16 protein-coding genes and 1 pseudogene are annotated in these 16,761 nt (G+C 33.9%); 1 reads left to right on the top strand and 16 read right to left on the bottom strand.

Annotated elements, in window-relative coordinates:
* The first annotated feature begins 265 nt into the window (after positions 1 to 265).
* The gene (locus HMPREF1140_RS06255; protein ID WP_009663119.1) at positions 266 to 790 is read left to right on the top strand and encodes a hypothetical protein; all 525 of its coding nucleotides are present in this window, start codon (positions 266 to 268) and stop codon (positions 788 to 790) included.
* Positions 791 to 914: 124 nt separating this feature from the next.
* Here HMPREF1140_RS06255 and HMPREF1140_RS06250 read toward each other — a convergent pair whose 3' ends face one another.
* From HMPREF1140_RS06250 to HMPREF1140_RS14030, 16 genes and pseudogenes are all read right to left on the bottom strand, one after another.
* Positions 915 to 1,823, bottom strand: coding sequence for an alpha/beta hydrolase (locus HMPREF1140_RS06250; protein ID WP_035620069.1), 909 nt, complete (start codon positions 1,821 to 1,823; stop codon positions 915 to 917).
* Between the two features lie 110 nt (positions 1,824 to 1,933).
* Positions 1,934 to 3,262: an alpha-amylase family glycosyl hydrolase gene (locus HMPREF1140_RS06245; protein ID WP_009663058.1), complete on the bottom strand. Its 1,329-nt coding sequence runs from the start codon at positions 3,260 to 3,262 to the stop codon at positions 1,934 to 1,936.
* A 217-nt stretch (positions 3,263 to 3,479) separates the two neighbouring features.
* A complete protein-coding gene (locus HMPREF1140_RS06240) occupies positions 3,480 to 4,589 on the bottom strand; it encodes a hypothetical protein (RefSeq protein WP_009662964.1) in 1,110 nt (369 codons plus the stop codon).
* A 2-nt stretch (positions 4,590 to 4,591) separates the two neighbouring features.
* Positions 4,592 to 6,193: an AAA family ATPase gene (locus tag HMPREF1140_RS13075; protein WP_009663057.1), complete on the bottom strand. Its 1,602-nt coding sequence runs from the start codon at positions 6,191 to 6,193 to the stop codon at positions 4,592 to 4,594.
* 153 nt (positions 6,194 to 6,346) lie between these two features.
* Positions 6,347 to 7,453 carry a chorismate synthase gene (gene aroC / locus HMPREF1140_RS06230; protein ID WP_009663136.1) on the bottom strand — a complete coding sequence of 369 codons (1,107 nt, stop codon included), beginning with the start codon at positions 7,451 to 7,453 and terminating at the stop codon, positions 6,347 to 6,349.
* The gene (locus HMPREF1140_RS06225) at positions 7,453 to 8,511 is read right to left on the bottom strand and encodes a lactonase family protein (RefSeq protein WP_009663036.1); all 1,059 of its coding nucleotides are present in this window, start codon (positions 8,509 to 8,511) and stop codon (positions 7,453 to 7,455) included. Before HMPREF1140_RS06225 ends, aroC begins: the two co-directional genes overlap by 1 nt.
* Before the next feature lie 114 nt (positions 8,512 to 8,625).
* Positions 8,626 to 9,561 (bottom strand): homoserine O-acetyltransferase MetA, encoded by a 936-nt coding sequence (gene metA, locus HMPREF1140_RS06220; protein WP_009662983.1) that lies wholly within the window; start codon positions 9,559 to 9,561, stop codon positions 8,626 to 8,628.
* Between the two features lie 44 nt (positions 9,562 to 9,605).
* Complete coding sequence (ligA, locus tag HMPREF1140_RS06215; RefSeq protein ID WP_009663065.1) at positions 9,606 to 11,558, bottom strand: NAD-dependent DNA ligase LigA; 1,953 nt, start codon at positions 11,556 to 11,558, stop codon at positions 9,606 to 9,608.
* Positions 11,551 to 12,279, bottom strand: coding sequence for a pseudouridine synthase (locus tag HMPREF1140_RS06210; RefSeq protein WP_009662966.1), 729 nt, complete (start codon positions 12,277 to 12,279; stop codon positions 11,551 to 11,553). Before HMPREF1140_RS06210 ends, ligA begins: the two co-directional genes overlap by 8 nt.
* Positions 12,266 to 13,123, bottom strand: coding sequence for a prolipoprotein diacylglyceryl transferase (lgt, locus tag HMPREF1140_RS06205; protein WP_009663099.1), 858 nt, complete (start codon positions 13,121 to 13,123; stop codon positions 12,266 to 12,268). Before lgt ends, HMPREF1140_RS06210 begins: the two co-directional genes overlap by 14 nt.
* A gap of 394 nt (positions 13,124 to 13,517) precedes the next feature.
* The gene (locus tag HMPREF1140_RS06195; RefSeq protein ID WP_009662990.1) at positions 13,518 to 14,573 is read right to left on the bottom strand and encodes a hypothetical protein; all 1,056 of its coding nucleotides are present in this window, start codon (positions 14,571 to 14,573) and stop codon (positions 13,518 to 13,520) included.
* Between the two features lie 71 nt (positions 14,574 to 14,644).
* Complete coding sequence (locus tag HMPREF1140_RS13525; RefSeq protein WP_007593572.1) at positions 14,645 to 14,794, bottom strand: hypothetical protein; 150 nt, start codon at positions 14,792 to 14,794, stop codon at positions 14,645 to 14,647.
* Between the two features lie 229 nt (positions 14,795 to 15,023).
* Positions 15,024 to 15,566, bottom strand: a complete 543-nt coding sequence (gene lepB, locus HMPREF1140_RS06190; RefSeq protein WP_007593575.1) for a signal peptidase I — start codon at positions 15,564 to 15,566, stop codon at positions 15,024 to 15,026.
* A 21-nt stretch (positions 15,567 to 15,587) separates the two neighbouring features.
* Positions 15,588 to 15,794, bottom strand: a complete 207-nt coding sequence (locus HMPREF1140_RS06185; protein WP_242822870.1) for a type II toxin-antitoxin system RelB/DinJ family antitoxin — start codon at positions 15,792 to 15,794, stop codon at positions 15,588 to 15,590.
* Between the two features lie 210 nt (positions 15,795 to 16,004).
* The gene (locus HMPREF1140_RS06180; protein ID WP_007593581.1) at positions 16,005 to 16,511 is read right to left on the bottom strand and encodes a hypothetical protein; all 507 of its coding nucleotides are present in this window, start codon (positions 16,509 to 16,511) and stop codon (positions 16,005 to 16,007) included.
* Positions 16,512 to 16,550: 39 nt separating this feature from the next.
* A pseudogene (locus tag HMPREF1140_RS14030) lies at positions 16,551 to 16,721 on the bottom strand (conjugal transfer protein TraE); the annotation flags it as partial.
* Positions 16,722 to 16,761: the final 40 nt, after the last annotated feature.

The raw sequence follows: 16,761 nt of genomic DNA, 5'->3' as shown, positions 1-16,761 counted from the left end.
TATGGGGTGATAATTTTTTGGAGTGGAACTAATAATGTACAATCTATTAAAGCTTCAAACTTATCCATAACGAATGGTAGTGTTTTAAAGTCAAGGACATTTTATTCAAAAGGATTCATTATCGATGGATTAAGCAGTAATGTTGGTAGCAGAGAGGTTGGTGTTTGTAATATCCATTCCGGCGTAAATAAAGTGATGGTCAAAACAAAAGGATTGCGAGCTTTCTTCTATGACAGAGATTTTTGGATTAATACAGGAGAACTTTATGGACCAATACATTTGTAATTATCGTACTATCAGAGATATATCTACTACAGATAGCAGTTTTTTGCCATCGGTTTATAACTTTTATAAAAATGATATCATTATACCAAAAAAATCACAGGATGATATAATTTTACTGCTTGGCAAAGAATATGGACTGAATAAAGTATTATATAGTGAACTTGACAGGATGACAGCAGACTCAGCTATCTCATTGATTAATTATAACAAACCTGAAAATACCCGGAATATTCATACTCATGATATTTGGCAACTTCCACAAAATTTAGCGACTTCCCGCTTTTATAAGGATTTTTATGAGAGATTTGTAAAAATCGGAGATTCTCCTAAGATTATATTAGTTTATATACCAGATAAAGATTATTTTATGTCTAATTCATCCTTTTTTGGAACTGCAATTTATGTTTATAGAGGAATAAACGAAGATGACTTTAATAAAAAAGGGCCGGAGTATAAACATTATCTCAACAATATGTTTTTGTTAAGTGAAGCTCTAAAAAACTAAAATCAGAAGGGCTGTCGGGAAACACTGAATTTTATCCACATAGAATAAAATAGAAATATCCTGACAAGTCACAGCGCTAATGCCTTTTGCTTGTCAGGATATTTTTTATAATATCAATAACTATTTAATTAAAATCTATATTGTCTAAAAAATTACTTATTATGCTTCTGTACTCAGCTTCACCCAAAACTTCTCTAGATCTTGCATGTGCGGCATCAGGTACCACATGAAGCTCTGAATACCCCGCTGTAGCAGCCTTGTTTATCTCTGAATTCTCAGGCAAAATAAAGGTATCCGCCTCACCATGTATGAAGCAGACAGGTACTTCATTTCCTATAAGCGCATCCCTTGGTGATGTCTTTTTCATATCATAGCCATATCTTAATTTCATTGCTATATTTACGCTTGGAAGTACTGCGCCCACCTTTGCCACATCATAGGCTGCATGAAGCAGATCATACAAGTTTGAAAATCCGCAATCCGCCACAACAAAATCTACATTCGGCTTTTTAGCAAGTACCATCAAAGAAGTGGCTGCACCCATAGATTCACCGTGAAGTCCAAGCTTAATATTGCCATATCTGTTATATGTATCTTCGATAAGCTTATATAAGTCCTCAGATTCAAATTGCCCAAGGCTTAATGTCGCCTTTGCATTCTCACCATGGTCTCTTAAATCATAAATAATACAGTTAAATCCCAAATTCATATATGTATCCACATACTTTACAGCACCATATCTGTTTGATTTAAAGCCATGACTTATAATAACATATTTATCGGTCTCTACAGGATTTTTTACAAGAGTCACATGAAGTTCATAGTCTTTATAGCCCTTTACTGTATATTCATCCTTTTCATAGGAATCATAATTTCCCCAAAATCCATGTTCTTTTTCCCAAGATATCTCATTATCAAGTGTGGATACCTCAGGTGTTGCTATTTGAGATGCAAGCCCCAGAATAAATCTGCAGTACCATCCGATTGCAACGAGTACAATGACTATTACTATACCGATTATTATTTTCTTCATAAAATATATATCACTTTCTATAAATACAAAATTAATCGCTAACAGTATAAACATTTCATTTGTATCTATCAAGTTTTTTATTCTGTTTTCACTATAAAATAGGATAGGTTTTACCCTATCCATACCTGCCCGGAATTTCCGGGGATATTCACATGCATATTCCCGTCAAAATTCCTTTTTTCACCTGAAAAGATTTCTGTAAATTCACCACTTATATTTAAATGAATATCTGCATTATTGTCATCATTATTTACTATGGCAACAAGTCTTTTATCTCCATATTCTCTTAAGAAGGCATACTGTCTGTTTGTAAGTAAAAGCTCTCTATAGCCTGCCTCTCCAACCCATGGATTTGAAATTCTCATATTTCCCAAAGCTGCAATCAGTTTGGTATTTTCATTTGATTCTAATGACGTCTTATAATCCTCAAAATTTAGCTCAGGTCTAAGTATTTCATCCGCATAAGGTTTCTTCTCACCCTCAATAGCAAACTCTGAACCGTAGTATATGGAAGGTTTTCCCGGCAATGTATATAAAAGCACATGTACAGGTGCAAAATGATTCTTATTATTTAACTTTGTATAAATTCTTGCCACATCATGATTATCAACAAAGTTATAAAAAGCATTGGCGATATGCATTCCCATATCTGTGCAGCGCTTTACGGTATGTGCTATCTCAAAGTAGTTATGATCATTGTGTCCTGAATAAAGAGCCTTGTGCAACCAATAATTGGTTACCGAATGAAGCATATTTTCATTTACCCATCTGGTATAATCTCCGTGAATCACTTCACCCATCAGCCAAAAGTCCTGCTTGCAAGAATCTGTCACAGATCTCAGCTCACTCATAAAGGTAAAGTCAAGTACGTCAGCCGCATCCAGTCTTATACCGTCTATATTAAATTCATTTATCCAAAATCTTACCACATCCAGCATATACTCTCTTACTGCCGGATTTTGATGATTGAGATTTACAAGCGTACCGTGCCCGTCCCAGCTGTCATAATATAATCCGTCATTATAATCATTGTTCCAATCAAAATGCAAATTTTTAAACCAGTCCTTGTATGCACTGTTTTCTCTTTTTTCTTTTACATCCTTAAATGCAAAGAATTCTCTTCCCACATGATTGAATACACCGTCCACTATAACTTTTATATCATTTTCATGACAGGTATTTATAAAGGCCTTTAAGTCCTCATTGTCCCCAAGTCTTGAATCAAGCTTTTTATAATCAACAGTCTCATAACCATGGCCTACAGACTCAAATAGCGGACCGATATATATCGCATTGCAGCCAAGCTTTTTTATATGCCCTATCCAAGGCATAAGCTTATTTAATCTGTGCTCACTTATTTCAAGTGAATTTGTTCTTGGTGCTCCTGTCATTCCGATAGGATAAATATGATAAAATACTGCATTATCATACCATTTCATAATTATCTCCATTCATATATTAGCAAATATAAAATTCCATCTACAACAATATAAATATATATTTTTATATTTATATTATTATCTTCAATTTGCCTGTAAATAAATTGTATAAAATTTCACAAATCATTTTATTCCAGCAGCTATATATCCAATAATAACCATTTTTATCAAATAATTTTATTATTTTCTATTGTATGTACTCTATAAATATTTCTTTTTAGTTGATTCTTCCACCTACACATCCCCAAGAAAAAATATCTCTTCCAAGTGATAACCACTTATCTTTTAGATGTTCCTCATTAACCGTATAATTATCTACGTTCTTATATTTTCCCAATATTTTATTTAAAATATTTTTATCTACACCTTGTATAATATATTCACCATCTATTTTTTCCAATTTATCTAAGTCTATACCATAATCTTTAAGATGTTCACTCCAATAATTACGAAAACACTCACTTTTATTAAATCTTTTTTGTATATCCTTATCTTGTGAATCTGCGCATACAAACTTATCTTTTTTTATTCCTTTTTTTATATCAAAATAGTAGATTGGAGCATTGTTTTCTCCCACAGTAACATTTCTTTTTAAGTATTGTAAAAAAGAAATGGTTTTATCTGGTATATAATTTTCTGTGTTACATTTTTCAATCCATCCTATAGGTATCAAGTTTTCGACTTCATGGACATCTAAAATTATAGCTTTCCAAGTATCTTGAGTTTTACAATTAGTAAAATCTTCTACATGAATTTTTGTAGTACCTCCTGAATCATTTGGAAACTTTTTGTCACTATCAACTATACATAAACATAATCTATTTCCGCTGTTAACAGTTTGTTCAAGTACTCTTGCAGTAGTATCACCACCACCTGGTTTACTTTCAAAAGAAATTTCAATATTTTTAAATCCTTTATATTTGGTATAATATTTGGCTATAAGCTCATAGAACAATGCATCCTCTTGATTCTCTGTTATAAGTACTGTAGTATCACAAATATCTATATTACTTATAGATTTTAATTCTATGGATATTTCCTTACCATTACATTCATTTTTTTTATTGTATACTATATTAATACATTTATTTACACCTTCTAAATATGACCTATCCTCTGCCCCCCTGTTAAGCAGTGAATAGAATACAGATTGTACTGGTTTGGAAAAAAAATCTTGTACCATCAGCTTCTCTAAAACATTTTTCCTTGCAAATATATAATTCCTTTGCTTCCTTCTATATAAAGCCAACTGTTCTAATGCAGCAATAGCATCTTCATCGCCTAAATCTATTGCTTTTAAGCAACTTTCATCTATTTTAAAAATCAAAACTAAAGTACCTCCTCCGGTTCAAAAAAACCAACTGGCCAGTTATCTAGGTACCCCTCATCATCAAATTTACTGGACTTAATACTAGTATCCTTACTTCCACTATCTTTATCAAAAATAAATATTGCTACTTCTTCATTCTTGATTTTTTCTTTATATATCAAATTTCCTAATCTATTTATTATAGTTTCACTATGTGTCTCTATTACAAAGTTTATTTCTTTTTCCTTTTTGTTTGTACTTTTCAAAACTTTCACTATAACATCAACTAACTTCGCTTGCAAACTAGGATGTAAGTGTAACTCCGGCTGTTCAATTGTAATTGTTATTGGTATTAATATATTATTAAACGATCTAATATCTCTCAATCCTACATTCGATATAAATAATTCCTTTTTTTTCATAGTTATATACCAAAGTTGAGTTATAATTGGTAGTATTTGACTATAACCAAATCCTGTATCAGATAAATTGATTGGCTTTTTACTATTTTTTTTTAATATTTTTAACGAGACATGTCCTTCACTACTAGTCTTTACAACTTTAAAGCCCAAGTTTTCATTAGTCCATTCTTGAAATTTTATAAATGAACCTTCTTTTAGACTATTTAGAAATATAGCCAGGTTTTTACCCCTACAATCAACCTCATCCACTGCTGTATTTCTTAATCTATAATACCTTTCTGCTGTTGCTCTTACTGGAGCTATATAATATATATTTCTAAAATACATCGATAAATATTGCGAAATTATATTATATATTTTGGGAATCTGATACATCATTAAAATTTCATTAAAATCTACTGTTGAATATTTCGTATTTTCGATATTAAAAAAATCTTCTTCAAAACATCGGGAATTATTCAAAATTATGCTTTCTTGTGATTCAACATCTACACCTAATACTTTTTTTAAAAACAAATAATCCATTGTTCTTTGTCTATACAATATGCTTTCTATATTATCTAATATCTCTATACCACCATCATCTTTAATATATTTTAATGCTGATGGCCTTAATATATCCAACTTAATCTCAAATGGTGAACTAAAATCACCTTCAATAAGCTTCCTAATAAATACTTCTGTATCATTTTCTTTCAAATTTATAGGATAATACTTGTCATTAATCTCAACCCCTTTTACATTCCTATTATCCCCAATTTTCACCAATAATTTATAATCTAAAATGTTTATTAACAATTCAGATATATAGTCAAAAATATCATTTTCACATTTAGATAATGAAATCTCTATATCTATATCAATATCCTTATAGTCACTTTGATTTTTAATATTAAAAAAATAACTATACTCCCTAACTATATTCATTTTAAGAGAAAACTTAAAACTAATCTTCTTCTCTTTAGCATTATTATTTAAAGCTTCATCAAAACTTCCAAAATCAACATAATCATCATCTTCGCCAGACCAAAGTATTGGTCCATTTACTTTTCTTCTAAGCGACTGTTTCATCAGAGGAAAAAATCTTAAAAATGTACTTTTCCCAGAACTATTAAGTCCAACTAATATATTTATGGGTTTTATTTCCATTTCCCCTGTATCTTGTAAACTTCTTAAATTTTTTATTCTTATACTTTTCATATATTTACCATAATCCTAAATTCATTATATCGAATTATTTTATCAGTCGTTCAACTATAACATATATCTTCATTTTTATAATATATTTTAAGGCTTTTGAATTTATAGTTTTTGCAATACAAATACCGTAAATAAAAGCCCCTTAATAACATCTTATTTTTTATATACCCTTAACACATTGTCCATCTTTGATTTCATATTCTCAAGTACCATATCAAACAAGGTAATTGCAACCATGCTCTCTACCACCACTACAGCTCTTGGAACTATAACAGGGTCATGTCTACCCTTTATCTCAAGTTCCACCTCTTCATTTATCGCATTCACAGTTTCCTGCTCTCTGGCAATAGATGGTGTAGGCTTTACTGCCGCATTGATAATAATAGGTGAACCGTCACTGATTCCTCCAAGTATACCGCCTGACATATTTGTCTTTTTTCTGATATGAAGTCCGGTATCATCCTCATCTACAAAGAAAGGGTCATTATTTTGTGATCCTTTCATAGTACTTACATGAAAACCTGCACCAAACTCCACTCCTTTTATAGCACCGATACTCATGACAGCTGCGGAGAGCCTTGCATCAAGCTTATCAAATACCGGTTCTCCAAGTCCCGGCATTACACCTGTTGCTATACATCCTATGATACCGCCCAAAGAATCTTTCTCTTCCTTGGCTCTTTTTATAAGCTCTATCGCCTGACCGGCAGCTTCATTATCCGGCATATATACATCATTTTCACTGCACTCTTCAAGGTTAAAGTTTTCGGCATATACATTTCCGATGCTTTGAGTAAATGCCTGTACCTTGATACCCAGCATTTCAAGTGCCTTTATAGCTATGGCACCCCCTATTACTCTGCCTATTGTTTCTCTGCCTGAGCTTCTTCCTCCACCACGGTAATCTCTGAAACCGAACTTTGAGTCATATCCGAAATCGGCATGTCCCGGTCTGTAAGTAATAGCCAGTTCATCGTAGTCCTGTGACCTTTGAGACTGATTTTCAAGCATCACCATAATAGGTGTACCTGTTGTTTTACCGCCAAACACTCCGGAATAGATACGACATTTGTCGCTTTCATTTCTGGATGTGGTAACAGTACTCTGTCCCGGTTTTCTTCTGTCCAGAAACTTTTGGATATCCTCTTCACTTAGTGCTATACCTGCCGGCACGCCGTCCACTATAGCACCCAAAGCTACTCCATGTGACTCTCCAAAAGTTGTAACTACAAAGCTTTTTCCAAAACTTGAACCTGCCATTATACCTCCACTATGACACAGCAATTAGGCTGATTAACTCTTATAATATTTGAGCACATCACAATCAGACCTGTTGAATAATCTATCTTAAAGAATGTAATACTTCCGCTCTCATGATTTATAGATGCAATATGATGATTGTCAGGGAAAATCGCCACATCCTTCGGATACTCACCACTTATTGGAAGACACATCTTCTCTTTTAAAAGTCCGGTCTCGGCATCTCTTTCATACAAACATACCGAATTGTCACCGGCATTTGTTGTAAATAGGAATTTCTCATCGGCATTAAGTGTCAGTGTGGTTGCGGCTGTAAGTTCCGAAAGCTTATTGCTTCCTGTTGTAGGCACTGTTTGAATCTTCTCAATCTGAGGCATTCTGCACCCCGGCTTAGCTTCATAGGTAAATACATCCACTACATTTTTCATCTCATACATCAGGTATAGAAACTTTCCGTCCCTCGAAAATTCAAAAAATCTCGGTGCGGAATTTATATCGCACGGAATCATATCGACAAGTGAGAGTCTCTCATCTTTATTGTCAAAATGATATATTTTCACCTGATCTATTCCAAGGTCGGCAGCCATAACAAAATGTCCGTCAGGAGTTGTTCTTGTACAGCTTACATGAGGCCTGAAATTTCTTTCAGCTATGGAGCCAAGTCCTTTGTGATAAACCTCATCCACTATCTCTCCCACACTTCCGTCCTTGTGAAGCTTCAAAACCGTAATTTTTCCGTCATGATATCCGGATACGAATATAAATTTATCTTTTACATCTGTTGAAAGATGACAACCTCTCATTCCGTTTATCTTTACAGAGTTTAATCTTTCAAGACCTCCGTCAGGCAAAATTCTGAATGAAACGATTCCTTCATCGGCAATTGAATACAATGTCTTCTGGTCTCTTGATTTGATGACATAGGAAGAGTTGTCTACATCCACTTCATCTTTTTTGACAAAACAGCCCTTCTTTGTATCCACATCATATATTGTAATTCCCTTTGCTTTTCCTGTATATGAATAAGATCCCACATAGGCAACATACTTTCCGCTCATAAACATACTCCTTTAAACTTATATAGCTCAATTCTATCATAAAATCCATATTTTTTGAACTTATTTACTCAAAATAATGTTCTAATCAAAAAATATTTTGACACCTTTTGAGTTCTAAATTACCCAATCAAAATTGTTGGAAAGCTCATACGGTGTGTTCTGATATACATAGAAATTCAGCCAGTTTCCATATAATGTATTGGAAAAATTTCTCCAGCTCAACACAGGTCTTGAAAAAGGATCATTGTCACTGAAATAGTTCTTCGGCAATGCAGGATTTAACCCCTTTGCAACATCTCTGTGGTATTCATTACTGAGAGTCATTCTGTCATACTCGGGATGTCCCTGTATAAATACTTGAGAACCGCTGCCATACTCATTAAGCACAAGGAGTACTCCCGCTTCGTCAGACTTGGCCAAAACCTGAAGCTCAGGATGTTTTAATACATCTTCCAATTTAACTTCCGTATTCCTTGAATGTGGGCAGTTTACAAAATCATCCATACTTCTGACCAAAGGCACTTTTTTCTTTAAGATCTCGTGTACGAACACTCCTGCCAGCTTTTCTTTTCTCTCATATTTGGGTATTCCGAAATGATAGTAAAGCCCTGCCTGTGCCGCCCAGCAAATATGCAGAGTAGATGTTACATGAGTCTTTGACCATTCCATTATTTCACAAAGCTCACTCCAATAATTCACCTTATCGTAATCCATAAGTTCCACCGGAGCACCTGTAATTATCATTCCATCATATTTATCATTCTTTATATCTTCAAAGAATGTATAAAACTTATTCAGATGACTTTGACTTGTATTCTTTGACTGATGACTTTTCATCATCAAAAATGAACAGTCTACCTGCAATGGGCTATTTGATAATGCCCTAAGAATCTGAGTCTCTGTATCTTCTTTTATAGGCATCAAGTTTAATATTAAAATCTGCAATGGTCTGATATCCTGGGAAATAGCCCTATCCTCATCCATCACAAATATATTCTCAGATTCAAGTATCTCTTTTGCCGGCAGTCCTTTTTGTATTTTTATTGGCATAGTACCTCTTTTCCGGTAGACAAAGCTGTCTACAAATAAACATATTATCCTTCTAAAAGTTTTAAGAAATCCTCCTCCGAGATTATCTCAACTCCAAGTTCTTTAGCTTTTTTATTTTTAGAAGAATTTGATGCGGTATCATTATTTATCAAGAAGTTTGTCTTACTTGATACACTTCCTGATACCTTTCCTCCATTCTTTTCTATAAGTTCTTTCAACTCATTTCTATTTGTAAAATGTTCCAGCGAGCCTGTGATGACAAATACTTTTCCGGCAAATGAATCACTTCCCGCAGACTCTTCCGCTTCAAATATAAGGACTTCTCTAAGGCTCTTTACATTTTCTATATTCTTGGAATCCTTAAAAAAATCAACTATCGAATTTGCCAGTACTTCACCGATTCCCTCTATTTCAAGCAGTTCATCTTTCCCGGCGGTAATAATTTTGTCAATATCATTGTCAAAATACTTTGCAATCATCTTGGCATTGGCACTTCCTATTCCGTTTATTCCAAGTGAATATAAAAATCTTGCCACATTTGTATGTTTTGCTTCTTCAAGTGCCGCCATAAGCTTCTCATAGCTTCTCTTTCCAAAGCCCTCCATATTTACAATCTCATCTTTATATCTATCCAGCTTAAATATATCACTGTCATTTTTTATAAAGCCCTTTGAGAGGAATTTCTCCAATGTGGACTCTGAAAGTCCGTCGATATTTAATGCATCTCTGGATGCCATAAGAGCATACTGTTTTATATGCTTTATCTGACAGTCAGGGTTTGTACATAAAAGTACCTTGGACTCATTGTCCTGTTTTATACTTGCATGGCTTCCACATGCCGGACAGGTATCCGGAACTTTTTCAGTATTTGATTTTGTTAGATTCTCATATACCTGCGGAATTATCATATTGGCCTTATATACGGAAATTTCATCACCGACTCCAAGCATCAAATCTTCAAATATACTTACATTGTGAAGGCTGGCTCTTGAAACTGTAGTTCCCTCAAGTTCTACAGGCTCAAATACAGCCACCGGATTTATAAGTCCTGTTCTTGACGGACTCCACTCTATATATTTAAGTTTGGTTACCTGTCTTTCATCACTCCATTTAAATGCCATAGCATTTCTTGGGAATTTCGAAGTACTTCCAAGTCTTTCTCCAAGTGCGATATCATCAAGTAAAAGTACCAATCCGTCTGAAGGAATATCATTGCTCTCTATCTTTGACTCAAACTCGGCTATATCATCTGCAATGCTTTTGCTGTCTGTGAATTTGTATTCCACTATATCAAAGCCTTCATTTTTTGCCCATTCAAACTGCTTTGCCTTTGAGTTTTCAAAGTCTATGCCGTCAGCCTTTACCACATTGAAAATATTGCAATATACCATCCTTGACTTTGTAATGGCAGGATTAAGCTGTCTTACAGAACCTGAGCAAAGATTTCTCGGATTCTTATACTTGGCAGTTGCATCCTCTATAGCATCATTGATTTTCCTAAAGTCGGAATATTTTATAATTGCCTCACCTCTAAGTATCAATTCACCCTTAAATTCTATCTTTAGAGGTATATTTTGGAAGTTTTTGGCATTATTTGTAATAACCTCTCCTATAGTTCCGTTACCTCTTGTAACGGCTTCCGCCAGTTCACCGTCTCTGTAGGTCAATACTATAGTAAGTCCGTCCATCTTCCATGAGAGTAATGCCTTGTTATCACCAAGCCATTCTCTAAGATCTTCCACACTTTTAGTCTTATCCAGTGAAAGCATAGGGCTTTCATGGGCTTTCTTTGGGAGTTCACCTGCTATTTCATAGCCTACATTCTGAGTGGGTGAATTAGATAAAACCACATTTGTTTCTTTTTCTAATTCTAAAAGCTCATCATAGAGTTTGTCATATTCTATATTGGGCATTATCTCAACCGCATCCACATAGTAGCTTTTTGCGGCCTTATTAAGTATTTCAACCAGTTCCTTAATTCTCTTTTTCTTATCCATTTTCCCTTATCCCAAGTTCCTTATATAATTTCTTTACTTCCTCATCACTTAGGTTTCTGTAATCACCTAGGGCAAGTCCGTCAAGCTTTATATTTACTATTCTTACTCTGTTCAGCTTTTGAACCTTCACACCGCAGGCAAGGCACATTCGTCTTATCTGTCTGTTTAACCCTTGAGTCAAAACGATACTGAAAGTGTTTTTATTCAACTTTTTTACCTTGCATTTTCTTGTCTTGGTTTTTAACTCATACAGATATATACCGTTTGCCATTTTATTGATAAAGGCATCATCTATATCCTTATTTACCTTTACTATATATTCTTTTTCGTGATAATTTGCGGCTCTAAGAAGAGAGTTTGTAAGACTGCCCTGGTTTGTCAAAAGCAATAATCCGCTGGAATCCTTATCAAGTCTTCCGACAGGATATATTCTCTCCTTCATTCCGATATAGTCCACCACATTCATTGCACCGTCATTATCGGAGGTGGTACATACCAAGCCTTCAGGCTTATTAAAAGCTATTATTATAGGCTTTATCTTCTCTACATCCTTGCCCATACCTATATATCTGCCGTCAAAGCTTACAAGGTCCTCATCACCCACTGTGGCTCCAAGCTCTACCACCTGTCCGTTTATCATAACTCTACCGGCTTCTATAGCTTTGTCCGCTTCTCTTCTGGAACAGACACCTATACTTGCCAGAAATTTATTTAGTCGCATTCTTTACTCTCTTTCTTCCAACTGTTATACACACTATAGAAACCACAAAACAAAGTCCTGCCAATAATTGTGATACTGCAATATTGGTGTTTGGCAAAAGCAGGCTGTCTGTTCTAAGACTTTCTATTATCATTCTTCCAAGACCGTATCCGCCAAGATAGATAAAAAAGACCTCTCCGTCAAATTTCTTTCTCTTTCTGTACCACAACATGAAAGCAAGTACAATCAAGTTCCAACAGCTCTCATAAAGGAATGTAGGATGAACCTGGATATACTTTACTCCGTCAATCTCCATAGCATGGCTTAATACATCATCATTTAACATTCCGGCACCTACTATATCCATTTTATATCTCAGTGCAAAGAGTGAATCCGTATATCCTCCAAATGCCTCGGCATTGAAAAAATTACCCCATCTTCCTATAGCCTGTCCTAGTATAAGTCCCAATACCCCGGTATCAGCCATTGAAAAAAATGACTGTTTTTTTACTTTACAGTATACTGTAAGTGTAATTACTGCGGCTATTACACCACCGTATATTGCAAGTCCGCCACCACGCAGATTGAATATTTGAAGCAGGTCGTCTTTATACATATCCCATTCAAATACTACATAGTAGATTCTCGCACCTATTATCGAAAGCACTATTGCATACATGGCAAAGTCCAGATAAAGATCGGGATTTTGTCCTCTTCTTTTTGCATCTGCACAGGCAATATTTATTCCTGCAAGCATTCCAAGCCCTATTATTATTCCATAAAATGCAATCCTAAATCCGAATACATCAATATGATTTACCAAATGTTTTATATAAATCCCTAAATGTGGAAAAGCAACATCCATCATAACCTCCTAAGTATTTTTATATCTTCATAGTATAGCATATTAGAATGGATATGGCACTGCGAAAATTCTTATAAAAATATGTTAGAAAATAGTTTCGATTTAAGGCTTTACAAAAAACACCCTATGTTTTTACATAGAGTGTCTACTTTTATATGATATAATTTTTTTAGCTATTATTCTTTCTTATTTTTACCATATTTTATTCTTATTATATGAACAAATATCCTGTATACCACATAAGCTCTCCAAAATATTATAAAGACATCGTCGGATACCAGTTCTTTTATAGTCCATCCTCGTTTTATAAAATACATAAAAACCAACATTTGTACAATTAATATCAAAAATAAGTACAATAACTCTTTTATAATTGTCTTCATAGAATGATTTCCTACCTTTTCATAATCCTTATAACTCTTCTAAAAAAGTCATAGCCCCCATTTATATACTCACCCATCTCGTCATCCTTATTTTCAAAATATGGTGAAATCGGGAAATATCCCCATACAGGCCCCATTCCTCCACATATATTTCGGCCTCCATCTCCACCTTTATATGAAAACACTCCATCATCATATACAATCTCTCTGCAATATGGATCTTCCGCTATATAAATCCCAAAGAAGTTTTCTTTCTCCAAGGAATACTCTTCGTCATCATCCATAAACTCTATATGTCTAAGCTTCATAGAAAAATCCATATTATTGCCCCAAGGAAAGATAGTTCTACAGCCCTTACCTGCCAAATACTCCCACTCTCTTTTTGTCGGAAGAAAATAATCATTATCTGTTATATCCTGTAAAAGTTCCTTAAATGTAGTTTCTCTATAAACTTTACCATGCCAACTTTCATTTTCTTTATACAAACACATACTCTTATGAACTGTTATTTCAGATATGCCCTTCTTTTCGGCATTTTCAATCATTGTTTGCCATTCTTTGTTTTCTTTAAGTTCCTCATCCAAAATATTTTTCCAGCAAGTTTCACTATAGTCCTTTTGGACTAACATAGGATGTATTAAAACAGTCTCCTCCTTACTGAAATTGTTATTCAGATAGTCTTCTATCGTTGATACAAATTCATTGTCGTAAAGCTTTTCTTTTATCCTAGTAATATAATCTTGGCTGTCTGTTTCATCTTCATCCTCATCTATAAATGAGTATGCGAGATAATATAAATTTTCTTCATTAAAAATCTCAGAAGGCTTTCTATCTTTAAAGTCAATTCCCAGCTTAACACTCTCACCGGGAACAAATATAAATTCTATACCATCTTTTGAGCGAAACTCTGCTGTATATGTAGATTTATTAAAAGCTGCAAATTCTTTAAAACAAAGCATTTCCAAATCATAGGTACCAGCAAGATTATTTAATAATTCTTGTTTCTCAGATATGGAAAGAGAATCGTATATGGGATTATATAATTTTTCTGTTGGTATGCTGTTCATGGATAGGTTCTCCTTCAAATTTACCGTTGGATTTCTTGTACCGTTTTCCAATTTACTTATATCAGCTTAATTTATTCCTGTTCTTTTTGTGTAAGATCTTGCGATGTTCCGGTGTCAACAATAGCCCTTATAACATCTATTTCTGGTTGTATGTTTTCGTATTCTTTTTTGAAATTTATATCTTTAAGCTGCTTATTCAACATATCATCAAATGTTCTCATTTTCCACTTATCCTTTTTATTTAATTATATGGTATATATAACATATCATCAATATGACACTCATCTTTGATATTAAGCTTCATATACTTGTACGATATTGCCCTTAGCTTTTTACAATCCGTTTTCCAGTCTGCTTATATCAGCTTGACTTATCCCTGTTCTTTTTGACAATTCCTTTTATATATGAAGCACCTTTAACGGTTCAGTATATCTAAAAACTTCAGGGTAATTATTTTAACATTTTAAATCCCGGAAAATATCTGAATATTACTTTTGCAATTATTTTTTCCTTGTATACATATGAATGAACCCATCTTCTGGAGTCTTCGGAGGCGTTCCGGTTATCACCTAAACAAAAATAAGCTCCTTCAGGAACTTCAAAATGCATATCCGCTTCCGGAATCATAGGCTCTTTTATATAATTTTCTTCAAGAGGAGTTTCGGAATTGTTCAAATACACTTCTCCGTTCTTAATATCCACAATATCTCCCGGCTCGCCGATAATTCTTTTTACATAGTACTTCTTCTCATTATCTGGAAACTTAAATATTATAATATCTCCACGCTTTGGCTCATTAAAAAGATAAGTGAGTCTGGATCCGATAATTCTGTCACCTGTCATTATAGTATTCTCCATAGAAGGAGTCGGCACTCTTGAATTTGCTATAATAACAAGATTTAAGACAGTTGCTATTACAGCAGCAACAACAAGTACAGATGCCCAACTGAAAATTTCTTTTACGACACCAAATTTTAATTTTTTATTTATCATATTCTCCTCCAATATAAGTTTCTAATATTCGCTAAGTTCAATTTTGGTTTTTGTATTTAGAGCATTTCTCTTTAACTCAAACGGTATTCCGTCATAACTGACAACACTTTTTAAAAATATCGTAATAGCTGATGACATATTTAAACCTAAATCATTAAACAACTCTTCAGCTGATTGCTTCAATTCTGAATCTACTCTTATATTAATATTTGTTGTAGCCATATTCATTACCTCTTTATATATGGTATAGTATCATGAATTTTTATATATGTCACACATTGTAAATCATATATCCTTCAATGTGATGCATTATACTGCAATATAGCAAAACCATTTTAACATAAAATATTTTTGTGCTCTTGAAAAAGTTACAAAATCATCTTCATTTGCTCCATACGGCAATTTCATCCGGTCATCCTTTCCACAAAAGCTCCTTGCTTATCTTCCTAAAAAACCAATAAACAAAGCCTGAATTGCCGATACAACCGGAATAAATAAGAAAGGAATCACTAGAAAATGTTCAACAACTGCCAAATGTTTCATCCAGTTATTAAATTCATAATCCTTGTGCCCTTCTGTTCCTGGGATGACAATTTTGTTTTTATACTTTCCCTGAAACAACAGAAAGTCTAACAAGAAAAAATCACCTAAGTTTAATATGCTCCACTGAATATATCCCGTCCAAAACACATTCCAAAAACCGGTAATCCCTTTGTGTAAAACGCTTGCTGTCGAATAGGCAAAACAAATTCCAACAATGAAAACGGTTAATATCCTGTTTATCTTCTTCTCCTGTTTTGTCATTTGTTCGGGTGCGGCCTTTTGTATGGCCTTTGGATAAGAATTAAAAAAGAATCTTGGATTAATGAGTACCAAGGTAGCTACCGCCCCGTTAAAAATAGCCGCTATAGCAACACCGTCAAGAAACGCTTGTATTACATCCATAAAATTCCTCCTTGTAAAGTTCTAATTTAACCATATCTTGCTAAACTGATTAAAAATCAAGTCTCTGTCCTCATCTAAGGCAAGCTGGTAGTTAATATCCTGAAAGGAAACAGTCTTACTAAAATGCCTTTCATCAAGCTGGCAAATGCCATTTTTTAGAAGTCTGATATAGGGCAATGTATCTTCTACGGTGTAACGCTTTAGCTCTTTTCCAAGAACCGACGTTAAAACTCCTTTGCTTGCTTTAGAA

The sequence above is a fragment of the Lachnoanaerobaculum sp. ICM7 genome, assembly GCF_000287675.1.
Classification (GTDB): domain Bacteria; phylum Bacillota; class Clostridia; order Lachnospirales; family Lachnospiraceae; genus Lachnoanaerobaculum.
Note: the sequence above shows the minus strand (reverse complement) of the source record. Positions and strands in the feature narration are given on the sequence as shown.

Coding starts and splice junctions, on each gene's coding strand:
- HMPREF1140_RS06255 (WP_009663119.1), top strand. CDS start 266: ATGGACCAATACATTTGTAATTATCGTACTATCAGAGATATATCTACT.
- HMPREF1140_RS06250 (WP_035620069.1), bottom strand. CDS start 1,823: ATGAAGAAAATAATAATCGGTATAGTAATAGTCATTGTACTCGTTGCA.
- HMPREF1140_RS06245 (WP_009663058.1), bottom strand. CDS start 3,262: ATGAAATGGTATGATAATGCAGTATTTTATCATATTTATCCTATCGGA.
- HMPREF1140_RS13075 (WP_009663057.1), bottom strand. CDS start 6,193: ATGAAAAGTATAAGAATAAAAAATTTAAGAAGTTTACAAGATACAGGG.
- aroC (WP_009663136.1), bottom strand. CDS start 7,453: ATGGCAGGTTCAAGTTTTGGAAAAAGCTTTGTAGTTACAACTTTTGGA.
- HMPREF1140_RS06225 (WP_009663036.1), bottom strand. CDS start 8,511: ATGAGCGGAAAGTATGTTGCCTATGTGGGATCTTATTCATATACAGGA.
- metA (WP_009662983.1), bottom strand. CDS start 9,561: ATGCCAATAAAAATACAAAAAGGACTGCCGGCAAAAGAGATACTTGAA.
- ligA (WP_009663065.1), bottom strand. CDS start 11,558: ATGGATAAGAAAAAGAGAATTAAGGAACTGGTTGAAATACTTAATAAG.
- HMPREF1140_RS06210 (WP_009662966.1), bottom strand. CDS start 12,279: ATGCGACTAAATAAATTTCTGGCAAGTATAGGTGTCTGTTCCAGAAGA.
- lgt (WP_009663099.1), bottom strand. CDS start 13,123: ATGGATGTTGCTTTTCCACATTTAGGGATTTATATAAAACATTTGGTA.
- HMPREF1140_RS06195 (WP_009662990.1), bottom strand. CDS start 14,573: ATGAACAGCATACCAACAGAAAAATTATATAATCCCATATACGATTCT.
- HMPREF1140_RS13525 (WP_007593572.1), bottom strand. CDS start 14,794: ATGAGAACATTTGATGATATGTTGAATAAGCAGCTTAAAGATATAAAT.
- lepB (WP_007593575.1), bottom strand. CDS start 15,566: ATGATAAATAAAAAATTAAAATTTGGTGTCGTAAAAGAAATTTTCAGT.
- HMPREF1140_RS06185 (WP_242822870.1), bottom strand. CDS start 15,794: ATGAATATGGCTACAACAAATATTAATATAAGAGTAGATTCAGAATTG.
- HMPREF1140_RS06180 (WP_007593581.1), bottom strand. CDS start 16,511: ATGGATGTAATACAAGCGTTTCTTGACGGTGTTGCTATAGCGGCTATT.